Raw genomic sequence first — 12,897 nt, forward strand, 5'->3', positions numbered from 1 at the left:
TGCGCCGACGCCCGATCCAGGACTCGAAGCCGTGACACAGCGCGACGAAGGCGCTGTCGGTCCTACGAGTCGGCGCGCCACATGTGGCGCGGCTCACTCATGGTAGCCACAGGCGGGAAGCCGGGTGGGGCAAACTTCAACAATCCTTCAGGCACCGATCAGATCCGGCGCGGCGCCGGGCCCTGGACGCGGACGGACGTTCTCACCGGGTGCGAGCACGACCGCGTCCACAGCCCCCCGAGGTTCGCCGGTGGGATCGCTGTCGTGCTCGTCGAACGCCCACGGCGCGGAGTCGGTCGGGATCCAGTGCTTGCGCCGGGTGCGCTTGGCCTCGAGGTACTCGCGGGCGCGTTCGCTCAGCGCCCGGGTACGCAACGGCACGGGGGTGACCCGCAACCCTTCCTGCCGCAGGGCCTCGACCTTGGCGGGATTGTTGGTCAACAGTTGCACCGAACGCAGTCCGAGTTCGGCCAGCGCGCGAGCGGTGGCCACGTAGGTGCGCCCGTCGGCGGGGTAGCCGAGGGCTTCGTAGCTGGAGAAGGTATCCGCGCCCGAGCGCTCGCTTTCCCGGTAGCCCAGCGCTTTGGCGATCAGGCCCGCGCCGCGGCCCTCCTGTTCCAGGTAGACCAGCACGCCCGAGCCCGCGGCCTGGATGAGATCCAGCGCCTTGTCCAGTTCCGGCCCGCAGTCGCAGTCCTGCGACCGCAGCGCCTCTCCGTAGAGGCAGCGCGAGTGCACCCGCACCAGGCAGCCGTCGGCGACCGCGCCGAACAGCAGCAGGTGCCCCTTCTCGCCCTCCCCGGTCAACTCCACCACCCGAACTCGCAGATCTTGCCCGTTGCGACGGAACCGATGCTCGGTGTCGGCAGGATCCACAACGTTGGTCAATGCTCCTCCGTAGCGAGTTTGTAAATTCGCTCGACCTCACTCACCAGTGGCATTGCCCCGGGGACATCCCCGATCGATTGCGTCGCCACCATTGCGGCGGTCGCCCAGACGTAGTCTTTGCGTTCGGCGGGGCGGCGCGTCGAAACGAGACGATATACCAGGGCGGCGGAGAAGGCAGCGTGAGCGCCCACCGAGTCCTCCAGCGCCGTCGGGAACGGCTGAAATCGGTCGCTGACCCGGTCCGACCACACCTCGCACCGGAAATCCTGGATCGCGCAGACCGCGCCGACGCCGAGCGCGCGCAGCCGTGTGGCGGTCGGCTCGCCACACCGGGTCGCGTCATCGCCGGCCATCGCCAGCGCTTGCAGGTCCTTGTCGCCGCCGACGAGGTAGTCCACCGCCCCGAGATGCTGATACAGGTACTGCGGGCGTTCCAATCGCGGCGCCGGATGCACCACCACCAGCGGCCGCCGCGGCAGTTCGCGCAGCTGCCCCATGATCTGCTCGATGACGCCGGTGGGTTGCTCGAACGTCAGCAGCACCGCGTCCGCGGTGGCGATCGCCGAACGGATCGCGTCGGTGCGCAATTCCTGCGCGCTCAACCGGATTCGCTCGTCCTTGCAGCCGATCGTGCTCGCGGCTCCGGTACGGGCCACGATCACCGCGGTCACGGGCGTCGGGGCGAAAGGCACCACTTTGACGAGTTCGGTCTCGACGCGTTCGCTGCGCAGGTATTCCAGGATGCGATCGCCCGCGTCGTCGTCGCCGACCGCCGAGATCAACCGCACCCGCAGCCCCAGCCGGGCCGCGGCCACGGCGCGGGTGAGGCCCTTGCCGCCGGGATGCTCCCGGTAGCTGCCGCGCGCGGTCGCGCCGGAGCCGGGGATACGGTCGACCACGTACATGTGGTCGATGACCGCGTCGCCGATCACCGTGACCACACTGCGGTCGTCCACCGGAACGGTTTCGGCCGCAGCGGTTTCCGTCGCGGCACCGAAGTCGACGACGTGCGCGCCGTCGAACACCGATGCCGTGGCCAGTTGCGCGGCCAGTTCGGTGAACGCCCGGCGCTCGGGAGCGCCACGCAGTGAGCGCACCGTCAGTGTGCCGGGAATCGGTTGCGCCCCAAGGGATTCGTGCAACACCGCCCACCGCTCGGCGAGATATTCGCGCCGCTCACCCAGGTCCGGCGCGTAGAGCCGGCCGGGATCCACTCCGGCAGGCGGGTTTTCGCGCAGCAGCCCCAGTGACAGTTCCGCGTCGACGACGAGCCGGTGGGTGGGGTCCAAGCGCAGCGCCAGTTCGCGCACCAGCGGCAACACCGCCTCTTCCCGGTCGACGCCCGCACGCCGGGCGTACTGCCGCACGGCCAGCAGATCCAGCAGGGGTAGTACGTCGATCTCGGTGCTGCGCAACCGATCCGAGCTCAGGCCGGAGCGTTTGCACAAGCGGGTGAGGATATTGCGAACGGCAACCATTCCCGAATCCTGCGGGACCATGGCGATGCCACCCTCCTCTATCGGCGCGACACCGGGCCGTCGCGCGCATGTTGGCCACGCAAATCGGGTTTAGCCAGCGGGCAAATTGTCAATTACCAAATTACAACGGCAATTGCGCGCGGGGAACGGCAAATGCCACACTGTATGTGGCGATCCCCATCGCACCACCAGGCACATCGGGAGGGCTGGTGATGAGAATGATTCTTCAGATACGGCAGCCGCGACGGCGACGGCAACACCGCTCCGGCGGATCCGATACCGAGCTGGTGCCCAAGCAGGTGAGGGACTGAACCAGCCGCCGGACACTCTCCGCGGCAACGCACCGGTCAGCACCCGCCTCGCGGCGGCACACCGGTACACCGACCACACGCCGTAGCGCCCCCGGCCTCCCGGCCCGACGGCCGCTACCCACTCCGCTTCCCGAATCCCACAGCCATGGCGCCTGCCACCGCGCCGATCCAGCCTCGCACGCCACCCTCGGCGCGCGACGCCCACCGACTCGCCCGATACCGCGGTGCCCCCGGCCGCCGCACAGCAGCGAGCCATCCCCTGGACCACCCGGCCCGGCAGCGGACTTCTCCGGCCCGGGCACACCCACCGCGCCCGCCGGACCGGCGGAACACACGATGCGGCGCCTGCACCGCGCCGCACCAGCGGATGCACGACAGGAGGCATTCGTGATCATCGAACTCAGCACCCTGGAGCCGGCCTCACTCCACCTGTTGCACCGGAGACCGCGATGACCATACACACCACCGAATGGACGATGACCAGTGACATAACCCCGGAATCGGCCTACCGCGACACCGACGCGACCGACAGCTGGCGGCTGAGCTGGCTACCGGACCGGCGGCTGACCCGGGGCCAGGCACTGGCCGGGATGTCTTTGGACGAACTGCTCAGCGACCCGCACGTCGTGCACGACCGCATGACCCAGGCCCGCGTCGAGGCCTATGCCGACCAATTGGGCATCTTGCGCGACCACGCGGTGATCCTGCTCGCCAAGCGAATGGCCGCTCGGCTGGGCCAGCAATTGCGGCCGAAGGGAGATCCGGCACCGCCGGGGCATCGACCACGATCCCGGCGAGTGCGCACCCGCACTGCCGAACCACCGTTCGTGCTCGGCTGACCACCTGATTCAGGCGTGGGCTTTGTGCTCCGCGCCGACGGCCTCACCGATGCTGCGATAGCCCCCGGCACGCAACCGCTGCGCCAGCCCACGATGGATCCTGCGCATCCAGAACGGGCCGCCGTAGATGAAACCGGTGTAGCCCTGCAACAACGTCGCCCCGGCCAGGATGCGTTCCCACGCCTGGTCGACGGTTTCGATACCTCCGACCGAGATCAGCACCAGCCGATCACCCACCCGCCGGTACAGCCGCCGCAGCACCTCGAGCGAACGGTCGGCGACCGGCGGACCGGACAAGCCACCCGCCCCCATGGCGGCCACCTGCGCCGCGTCGGTGCGCAGACCGTCCCGGCGGATGGTGGTGTTGGTGGCCACGATCCCCGCCAAGCCGAGTTCCACGGCCAGATCGGCGACCGCGTCGATGTCCTCGTCGGACAGATCCGGCGCGATCTTCACCAGCACCGGCACCCGCACACTGTCCAGCACCGCCCGCAGCAGCGGCCGCAGCGATTCCACCGCCTGCAGATCCCGCAGGCCCGGCGTGTTGGGGGAGCTGACGTTGACCACGACGAAATCGGCCAGCGGCCCCAGCAGCGCGGCGCTGGCGGCGTAGTCCGCGGCCGCAGCCTCGGGCGCCACGATCTTCGTCTTACCGATGTTCGCGCCGATCGGCACCCCACCACGCCGGGCACGCAGCCGTTCGGCGGCCGCGGCGGCGCCGTGATTGTTGAACCCCATCCGATTGATCAGAGCGCGGTCGGCGGGCAGCCGGAACAGCCGCGGCGCCGGATTGCCCGGCTGCGGCTGCGCGGTCACGGTGCCGATCTCGGCGAAACCGAACCCCAGCGGCGCCCAGGCATCCACACCGTCGGCGTTCTTGTCGAAACCGGCGGCCAGGCCCAGCGGCGCGGGGAACTCGACCCCGAACGCCTCGGCGCGCAGGATCGGATCGCGGCTGACGAGGACCTTGCTCATCGCCCAGCGCAGCGGCGCGAGCCAGGCGGCCAGCCGCATGACCGCGAAGACCAGGTGGTGGATGCGTTCCGGCGCGACCAGGAACATCAGTCGGAGTAGCAGGGCGTACATCGGCTCACATTCCGGGTTCGGGCTGGGGTAGTAGGGCGGATTTTCGCCGCCGCAGCAGCACCCGCCTGCTGCCGTCGGTGTAGGCGCGCACCCGCGAGAGTTCCCAACCGCCGAACTCCGCCTGGATCGCCAGCCGCATGGACGCGGTCACCCGCGTGACATCCGGCGGCAGCCGCAACGGCACGTACTCGTAGTCGTCGCTGGTGGTTTCCCAGCCCGCGGGCAGTGCGCGCCCGCGCCCCCGATGTGCTGCCGGTTCGGTAGATGCCGCGGAATCCTCGTCCGCGTGTGGTGTCCGAGCCATCAGTGCCCTCTCTTCCGATCGTCCGCACCGATCCGTTGCAGACCGTCGCCGGTCGCGGACCCCACGAACAGATCACCGGTGCGTTGCTCGACAGCCACCGAGTTCGGTTGCCTGACGGTGGCGTAGCGGCCCACTTCCTTCGGTATACCAGTCGACAGGTCGAATCCGACGACCTCGTTGCGCTGCGTGCACGTCACCCACACGGTGTCCGACCGCTGGTCGTAGGCAAGTGCGTAAGGCGAAGATCCTACCGGGAAACGCTGCCGCAACACGAGTGGTCCCGCGGTGTAGACCAGCAGTTCGCCGCCCGCGGTGTCGGTGACCACGAACCGTCCGCGCGTGTCGCCGATCAACTGCGTGGCCCCGTCACCGGCGCGCAGCGCCAATCCGGGGCGCTGTTCGCCCGGGTCGAGTTCGAAAATGGCGGTCTGATGCCGGTCGAGCACGGTCAGGTTCCCGCCGGCTTCGGCCAGCACGTCGGCGGAGACGAGCCCGGACACCGTGCGGGTCACCGCACCGTCGGGTGCCAGGTCCAGCACCCGGCCGTCGGCGGTCCCGACCAGCAACCCGCCGTCGTGGCGTGCGCGTACCGACCGCACATCGCCGTCGACGGCCACCGCGGACACCGCCCCGGAGGCGAGGTCCACCCGCAGCACCCGCCCCGGTGCGGCCGCCAGCATCTCACCCGGCTTGCCCGGCGTGAGACCGCCCGCGCGATCGGGCAACGTCACCGTGCGCACCACCGGCGCGGCGGCGGCGGGATCGAGCACGGTGAGGACCGAACCGTCCAGACCGGCCAGCAACCCGCCGCCGGAATCGGCTTGCAGCTCAGCCAGCGGACCGGCGGGCAGCACCCGCCCGACCGGCGGCGTCGTCACCGCAGGCGCGACCGCGGGGGTGGCCGGTTCCCTTGTCGGCAGATCAGGGCCGCCCGAGCCGGAGGAGCAGCCGGCCAGCAACACCAGCACCGCCGCACCCGCGAACACCGAGACGAGCGAGCCGCGAGGACGCATCCACCGAACTCCTTCTACCGACGAATTTTCCGCAACCTCACCATCTGACCATGATGCGGCAACCAACCGACCGACCGGGGTGGCGGCTCGAGCGGAATGTCGTCGGCGGCGGCTACGGTGGAGACCACACTGTCCGATACAGGGAGATCCGGGTTGAAAGCCGACCATACGTCGGGATTTGTCATCGACGACATCACCGTAGGCCCCCACGCGCACGGCTTCGGGACCACCGCCGAGGGCCACCCCTTCGCGTTCCGCACGGTCCGCGCCACCCTGACACTGGAGATCTACCGCCGCGATCTGGGCGATGCCGTCCCCGGCCCGGAGGACGTGCTCGCCACCGCCGACGCCACGGTCACCGACATCGACCTCGACGACGAGCGCAGTGTCGCCGCCCTGGTGCGGGATATGATCCCCGACACCGCGACGATCGAGGCCGCCGCGGGACGGGACGTCACGACCGTGCGTGCCCTGCTGGGACGGATCAGCTCCGTCATCGAAGGTATGTAGGAAGTGATGACCCACACACCACTCGCCCGCGCCGCGCTCACCGCCGCCGGTCTGCTGCTGACGGCGGTCCTCGCCGCGTGCGACACCGGAACCGACGAGGCCGCCGTCGACGCCGCCCGGTCCTCGGCGAACGCGTCGCTGTCGTCCTCGATCGCCGTGTCCTCCCGTGCCGCCCACCCGCCGCTGCCCACCGCCGCCGACCTGGACGCCCAGATCAAGCGGGCACTGGACCCGGCGCTGCCCGACAGCGAACGCACCGCCCTCATCGAGGACGGGGAATCCTTCCGCCAGGCCATCCCCGACATGTACAAGGCGCTGCAGGACAACCCGCGCGCCGTCTACGGCGTCACCGATCCGGTGTTCGACAACCACGACGGCACCCTGACCGCCACCATGCGGCTGGACAAGGACGGCACCGGCGCCGCGGTCCGCACCACCGTCGTGCACTTCGTGCTCGTCGACGGCAAGTGGAAGATCTCGCGCACCGACCTGTGCGGCATCCTGCGCTCGGCCGACTACCGCACCCCGGCCTGCGGCTGACCCGCGACGCGATGCGCCGTTCCGGATCACTGCGGTGGGGGCGGTGGGTCCACCGCAACCGCTACCTCGTTCTCGCCCTGTTCGTACTGTTCGTGCTGGTCTCCGGCTGGTACGGCCGCGACCTGGCCGGGCGGCTGACCCAGGAGGGCTGGTTCGACGAGAGCAGCGAATCGGTGGCCGCGGCCGAACTGGCCGACCGCACCTTCGGCCGCGACACCGACAGCGACCTGATCCTGCTCTACACCGCACCCGACGGCGCCACCGTCGACGACCCGGCCGTCCGCGGCCCGGTCACCCAGCACCTGGCCGGATTGCTGGCCGCCTACCCCGACCGCATCCAGAAGATCGACAGCTACTGGGACAGCCCGTTCTCCGCCCAGGCCACCGACGCCACGCACACCCACGCCTTCGCCAGCGTCGGCCTGCGCGGTTCGGGCACCGCGACGGTGCAGAACTACGCCGCGATCGAAGACCATCTCGGCGCCGGACACGCGGGCGGCGGCCCGGGCGGCACGACCGTGCAACTGGCCGGATTGCAGCCGATCGTCGAAGGCATCAACACCGGCATGCAACGCGACATCAAACGCGCGGAGATGATCGCCCTGCCGTTGGTGGCGATCCTGCTGTATTTCGTGTTCGGCGGCGTGATCGGCGCGCTGCTGCCGGTGCTCATCGGCGGCATGACCATCCTGGGCACCCAGGGCGCGCTGCGGGCGCTGACCGACCACCTCGACGTCAACGTCTTCGCCAGCGCCGTGATGACCCTGGTCAGCCTGGGCTTGGCGATCGACTACGGCCTGTTCACCGTCACCCGCTTCCGCGAGGAACTCGCCGCGGGCCACACCGTCGAAGAGGCCACCGCCCGCACCGTCGCCACCGCCGGGCGCACCGTGCTGTTCTCCGCCGCGATCATCGCCCTCAGCCTCGGGGCGCTGTTCATCTTCCCCAACGGGGTGCTGCGCTCGGTGCCGCTGGGCGGTATCAGCTCGGTGCTGCTGGCGGCGCTGCTGTCGGTGACCGCGCTGCCCGCGGCGTTGAGCATCGTCGGGCGCCGCATCGACTTCCTGGGCTGGAAACGCTTCTCCCGCAGCAAGACCGAGGCCCAGATCGACGCCGGCTTCTTCTCTCGCCTGGCGCTGTGGGCGATGCGCCGCCCCCTGGCGGTGGCCGTACCGATCGTGCTGGCCCTGCTGGCGTTGAGCATCCCGATACGTCACATCGAATTCGGCGGCCTGAGCGAACGCTATCTGTCCGACGACAACCCGGCGCGAGTGGCGCAGGAACGTTTCGACGCCGTGTTTCCCAGCTTCCGCACCGAGCCACTGAAACTGGTGGTGGTCGGCGCCGACCCACAGCAGTTGAGCGACATCCGCTACGCCGCCAACCAGATCCCCGGCCTGACCGGACGCTTCGAACCCGCCGCACCCACCAAGGACGGCATCAACGTGCTCGCCGCCGGGCTGACCGACAAACGCGACGCCGACCGGGTGATCGCCGCACTGCGCGCCATTCCCGAACCGCCCGGCACGCAGGTGATGGTCGCGGGCGTGCCGGCCCTGGAACGCGACAGCATCAACGGCCTGCTCGACGGCCTGCCGGTACTGCTGGCCATCCTGGTCGCCGCGGCGCTGGCGCTGATGTACGCGGCGTTCCGCTCGCTGGTGCTCGCCCTGAAAGCGGTGGCCATGAGCGCGCTCAGCCTCGTGTCCACCCTCGGCATGCTGACCTGGATGTTCGTCGAGGGGCACGGCGCGGGGATCTTCCAGTTCACGCCAGGACCGCTGATGTTCGCGGTGCTGGCGCTGATCGTGACGGTGGTGTTCGGGCTGTCCACCGACTACGAGGTATTCCTGCTGTCGCGGGTGTCGGAAGCGCGTGCCGCCAGCGCGGACGCCCCCGAGGCCATCCGCTACGGCATCGCCCACACCGGCGGCGTGATCACCTCCGCCGCCGCGATCCTCATCGTGGTCACCGGTGCGTTCGGGTTCTCGGATCTGGTGCTGATGAAATACATCGCCTACGGCATGATCGCCGCCCTGATCCTGGACGCCACCGTCATCCGCATGCTGCTGACACCCGCGGTGCTGAAACTGATCTGGCGGTAGGACACCGGCAATCGTCTACGCTTTCGGGCATGTCCGGCACGTTGATCGGCTACGCCCGCTGTTGCACGGGCACAAAGGATCTCACCGCTCAGCGCGACCGGTCGGGTGAGCTCGGCAGCACCGGGCAACGCAGCTGTCCCGTCCACGGATCGACAGGCACCAACCGTCAGCGTCCCGGGCCGGACCGGACGCGCGCGGCGCTCCGCGCCGAGGACACTCTCGTGGCACCGGAACTCGACCGGCTCGCCCGCTCGGTCCCGCCCGCACGAGCGGTCGGTGACGACCCCGCCGCCCGCGGCCTCCGGGACGCGACGACAAGGTCTCCCTGACGGCGGCTTCGGGCTCGACCCGGCTGTATCCCCGGCACGGCTGACGGTCGCGAACATCGATGGCCGCGGAAGGGCATTCGGCGGCCGATTACGTCGAGGGAGTCAGCGACCGCGTATTCACCACCCCGGGCCGCGTCGACACATCCAAGATCGTCAGCGTGGAATTCCAAACCTACGACGACATCATCACCAACCCCGAGGTAAACCTGGTCGCCGACGGGTTCCCCGGCTTCGACGGCCTTGGGCAGGATTCGTTGCGCGACCCCGCAGTAGTCGCCGATCGACTCACCGGCATCGCCGAGGCCGTGCGCAGAAACTACCCGACGATCGACGTCACCATCAGTGCCAACCACCTCTCCAGCGACGAAGCCATCAGAACCTTCCTGGCGACATGAGCACTGCGACAGCGGTGGTCTCGGTTCGTCATGTACCCGAGGACACGATCCCTGACCGCACCCCCGGCAGGCGGTGTCGCCGCTGCGCTCAGCGGCGCACCGGCAGCACCAGTTGTGCCCCGGTGACCGGGTGGTCGAGCACTTCGACCGGGTGCTGGTAGACCCGCGTGAGCAGTTCGGTGGTGAGCACGTCACGGGGTGGACCGTCGGCGGCGATGCGACCTGAGTCCAGGACCGCGACGCGGTCGGCGTAGGCGGCCGCGACACCCAGATCGTGCAAGACGACCACGACCGCGGCGCCGTCGTCGGCGCGCTCGGCGGCCAGACGCAGCACGGCCTCTTGGTGGCCGAGGTCCAGCGCGGCGGTCGGCTCGTCCAGCAGCAGGGTGGCGGTGTCCTGCGCCAGCACACGCGCCAACGCCACCCGGGCGCGTTCACCACCGGACAGGGTCGGGAACGATCGCGTGGCCAGATGAGCGACATCGGTGGCGGCCATCGCGGCGGCGATCTGTTTCTCGTCGTGTTCGCGGCGTTCGGTGCGCACCCACGGCGCGCGGCCCATCGCCACCACTTCCCGCGCGGTGAAGGGGAACCCGACGGTGTGGGTCTGCGGCAACACCGCCCGCCGCCGGGCCATGTCCAACGTCGTCCAGTGTGCCAACGGCTGCCCGTCGAGCTCCACCGTCCCCGCACTCGGCGCCAACTCCCCGGCCAACGCGGCCAGCAACGTCGACTTACCGGCCCCGTTGGGCCCGACGAGAGCGACGACCTGCCCCGCCACCGCCTCGAAATCCACACCGTCGAGCACCTGCCGCGCCTGCCCGCCCCCGCGCCGCTCCACGCTCACCCCCGCCGCCCGCACCGTCACATCTCCCCGCCGCGGCCACCCCGGCACCTCGTGCACAACCCGCACCTTCACCCCGCATCTCCCGTCGAGTGGCACACCATCGAGAGGTCTTCTCGGCGTTCGCCGCGGCCATGTGCCACTCGGCGCGGCCCGCTCATGCCCAGCCTCCGGCCCGGGCGCGGGTGCGGCGCAGCAGGTAGAAGAAGACCGGGCCGCCGATGAGGGAGGTGAGCATGCCCAGGGGGAGGTCGGCGTTGTCGACGAGGGAGCGGGCGGCGACGTCGGCGGCCAGCAACACCACCGCGCCGACGACGGCGCTGAGCGGGATCAGGATCCGGTGGGCAGGACCGACCAGCATCCGCACCAGATGCGGCACGATCAGACCGACGAACAAGATGATGCCGGTGAACGCGACACCGGCGGTGGCCAGGATCGCCACCACCACGATCACGTTGCGCCGCAACCGCTCCACGTCGACACCCAGATGGCGGGCCGCCGACTCTCCGAGCGCCAGCAGATCCAGCCGCGGCGCCAGCAGCACCGCCGCCGCCACCCCGACCGCGGCCAGCGGCGCGACCACACCCACCGACTCCCAGGTGGCCCCGTTGAGCGACCCCAGTTGCCAGAACACGATCTGATCGCGCGCGGCGGGGGAGGCCACGAACAGCAGCAGCGCGATCAATCCGCCCGCGAACGCGTTGATCGCGACCCCGGTCAACACCAGCGTGACGACCTCGGTGCGGCCACCCGAGCGCGCCAGCAGATACACCAGCAACGTGGTCGCCAGCCCCGCCACGAACGCCGCCGCGGCCACCGACCACGCCGCCACGAACGCCCCACCCACCACGATGACCGTGCCCGCACCGACCGCGGCCCCCGCCGACACCCCGATCACGCCGGGCTCGGCCAGCGGATTGGCGAACACACCCTGCAACAACGCACCCGCTGTCGCCAGCGCCGCACCGACCAGCATCGCCAGCACCACCCGCGGGAACCGCACCTGCCACAACGTCACCTCACCAGCAGGATGCGCGGGCATCGGCCCGACATCCAGCCCGATCCGGTGCAACACGCTGCCCGCGACCTCGGCGGGCGTCGTCGGCACCTGACCGATCGCCGCCGACGCCACCGCCAGCGCGACCAGCCCGGCCACCGCCACCGCGAACACCAGCAGCACCCGCGAACGGCCCCGCGACTTCGGCAGCGGCGGCACCGGCGGCCGCGCGGTATCCGTCTCCGAGACGCTCATGCGTGCCCGGTGCCGTACACCGCCGCGCTCAACGCCGCGATCACCCGGCCGGTGTTCGGCCCGAAACTCAGCAGCACCGCATCCGACATGTCCACCACACGCCGGTCGCGGCCCGCCGGGGTCTGCGCGATCCCCGGCACCTTTTCCAGCCCCTCCACACCGCCGACGGACTTCAACCCGTCCGACATCACCAGCAGCACATCCGGCGCCGCGCCGATCATGGCCTCACTGGTGATCGCCGTGAACGGCTCCTTCACCCCGGCCACCGCGCCCGCGTCCCGCGCCCGCAGCGCCGCGATCAACGCGTCCGCACCCGACCCCGGGCCGGCGAGCATCGTGATCGCGGTGGAACGCAGATACAGGAACGCGATGGTCAGCTGCGGGTCCTGCGCGGGCACCGCGGCGCTCGCGGCGGCGATCTCGTCGCGGGTTCGCTGCGCCAGCGCCTGCCCCCGCTGCGGCACCCCCAACGCGCCCGCGACCGCCTCGATCTGCGGCACCACCCCGTCCATCGTGCGCTCCGGATCGAAGTACACGACCGTGACCCCCGCCGCACGCAACTGTTCACGCACCGCGGGCGCCGCGCTGGTGGTGTCGGTCAAGAACACCGACGGCCGCATCGCCAGCACCGACTCCACATTCAGCGACCCGTTGCCCCCGGCCACGTTCGGCACATCCCGCACCGCGGGAAACGCCGCCGAGGTGCTGCGGCCCACCAGCTTGGGCCCCAGCCCGAGCGCGTACACGATCTGGGCGAGGGTGCCGTAGCGATCCACGGCGATGATGCGGGAGGCGTCGGTGACGGTCACCTCGGCGCCGTCGAACGAACGCACCGTCACCGGCAGCGTGGGCGTGGGCTCCGGCCCGATCGGCACCGGATCCAGATCGGTCAGCGTCGCCGTCGTCGGCCCGTGCCCGCCGTGCGAGGACCCGGCGTCGCTGCCACACGCGACCACCACCGACAGCAAGCTCACCGCGAACAACATCGGCAGGGCGCGCCGCC

At 70.4% G+C, this 12,897-nt stretch carries 14 protein-coding genes; 6 read left to right on the forward strand and 8 right to left on the reverse strand.

Features of this window, described 5'->3' with window-relative positions; genetic code table 11:
- Positions 1-147: 147 nt before the first annotated feature.
- Positions 148-888 (reverse strand): GTP cyclohydrolase II, encoded by a 741-nt coding sequence (locus tag ACFV2O_RS16360; RefSeq protein ID WP_379252473.1) that lies wholly within the window; start codon positions 886-888, stop codon positions 148-150.
- Positions 885-2,366 (reverse strand): PfkB family carbohydrate kinase, encoded by a 1,482-nt coding sequence (locus ACFV2O_RS16365; RefSeq protein WP_379252474.1) that lies wholly within the window; start codon positions 2,364-2,366, stop codon positions 885-887. Before ACFV2O_RS16365 ends, ACFV2O_RS16360 begins: the two co-directional genes overlap by 4 nt.
- Before the next feature lie 760 nt (positions 2,367-3,126).
- Here ACFV2O_RS16365 and ACFV2O_RS16370 point away from each other — a divergent pair.
- Positions 3,127-3,516, forward strand: a complete 390-nt coding sequence (locus ACFV2O_RS16370) for a hypothetical protein (RefSeq protein ID WP_379252475.1) — start codon at positions 3,127-3,129, stop codon at positions 3,514-3,516.
- A gap of 9 nt (positions 3,517-3,525) precedes the next feature.
- Here the strand turns inward: ACFV2O_RS16370 and ACFV2O_RS16375 are convergent, their stop codons facing one another.
- From ACFV2O_RS16375 to ACFV2O_RS16385, 3 genes are read right to left on the reverse strand one after another with little or no spacing between them, the layout of a single operon-like run.
- Positions 3,526-4,602 (reverse strand): quinone-dependent dihydroorotate dehydrogenase, encoded by a 1,077-nt coding sequence (locus tag ACFV2O_RS16375; RefSeq protein WP_379252476.1) that lies wholly within the window; start codon positions 4,600-4,602, stop codon positions 3,526-3,528.
- Positions 4,603-4,606: 4 nt separating this feature from the next.
- Complete coding sequence (locus tag ACFV2O_RS16380) at positions 4,607-4,906, reverse strand: DUF5703 family protein (protein WP_355077997.1); 300 nt, start codon at positions 4,904-4,906, stop codon at positions 4,607-4,609.
- Positions 4,906-5,919 (reverse strand): YncE family protein, encoded by a 1,014-nt coding sequence (locus ACFV2O_RS16385; RefSeq protein ID WP_379252477.1) that lies wholly within the window; start codon positions 5,917-5,919, stop codon positions 4,906-4,908. Before ACFV2O_RS16385 ends, ACFV2O_RS16380 begins: the two co-directional genes overlap by 1 nt.
- A 153-nt stretch (positions 5,920-6,072) precedes the next feature.
- Here ACFV2O_RS16385 and ACFV2O_RS16390 point away from each other — a divergent pair, with 153 nt between their 5' ends.
- From ACFV2O_RS16390 to ACFV2O_RS16410, 5 genes are read left to right on the forward strand one after another with little or no spacing between them, the layout of a single operon-like run.
- The gene (locus ACFV2O_RS16390) at positions 6,073-6,429 is read left to right on the forward strand and encodes a hypothetical protein (protein ID WP_356966110.1); all 357 of its coding nucleotides are present in this window, start codon (positions 6,073-6,075) and stop codon (positions 6,427-6,429) included.
- 6 nt (positions 6,430-6,435) lie between these two features.
- Positions 6,436-6,969 (forward strand): hypothetical protein, encoded by a 534-nt coding sequence (locus tag ACFV2O_RS16395; RefSeq protein ID WP_355078000.1) that lies wholly within the window; start codon positions 6,436-6,438, stop codon positions 6,967-6,969.
- Between the two features lie 11 nt (positions 6,970-6,980).
- The gene (locus tag ACFV2O_RS16400; RefSeq protein WP_379252541.1) at positions 6,981-9,074 is read left to right on the forward strand and encodes an MMPL family transporter; all 2,094 of its coding nucleotides are present in this window, start codon (positions 6,981-6,983) and stop codon (positions 9,072-9,074) included.
- A 29-nt stretch (positions 9,075-9,103) separates the two neighbouring features.
- Positions 9,104-9,403 carry a recombinase family protein gene (locus tag ACFV2O_RS16405; RefSeq protein ID WP_379252478.1) on the forward strand — a complete coding sequence of 100 codons (300 nt, stop codon included), beginning with the start codon at positions 9,104-9,106 and terminating at the stop codon, positions 9,401-9,403.
- 59 nt (positions 9,404-9,462) lie between these two features.
- Positions 9,463-9,798, forward strand: coding sequence for a hypothetical protein (locus tag ACFV2O_RS16410; protein WP_379252479.1), 336 nt, complete (start codon positions 9,463-9,465; stop codon positions 9,796-9,798).
- 88 nt (positions 9,799-9,886) lie between these two features.
- Here the strand turns inward: ACFV2O_RS16410 and ACFV2O_RS16415 are convergent, their stop codons facing one another.
- The 3 genes from ACFV2O_RS16415 to ACFV2O_RS16425 form a co-directional block, all read right to left on the reverse strand.
- Positions 9,887-10,717, reverse strand: a complete 831-nt coding sequence (locus tag ACFV2O_RS16415) for a heme ABC transporter ATP-binding protein (protein ID WP_379252480.1) — start codon at positions 10,715-10,717, stop codon at positions 9,887-9,889.
- Positions 10,718-10,799: 82 nt separating this feature from the next.
- On the reverse strand, positions 10,800-11,894 hold the full coding sequence (locus ACFV2O_RS16420; protein ID WP_379252481.1) for a FecCD family ABC transporter permease: 1,095 nt from the start codon (positions 11,892-11,894) through the stop codon (positions 10,800-10,802).
- Positions 11,891-12,880 carry a hemin ABC transporter substrate-binding protein gene (locus tag ACFV2O_RS16425; protein WP_379252542.1) on the reverse strand — a complete coding sequence of 330 codons (990 nt, stop codon included), beginning with the start codon at positions 12,878-12,880 and terminating at the stop codon, positions 11,891-11,893. Before ACFV2O_RS16425 ends, ACFV2O_RS16420 begins: the two co-directional genes overlap by 4 nt.
- Between the last annotated feature and the right edge of the window lie 17 nt (positions 12,881-12,897).

This window comes from Nocardia sp. NPDC059691 (genome assembly GCF_042733915.1).
GTDB classification, from domain to species: domain Bacteria; phylum Actinomycetota; class Actinomycetes; order Mycobacteriales; family Mycobacteriaceae; genus Nocardia; species Nocardia sichangensis.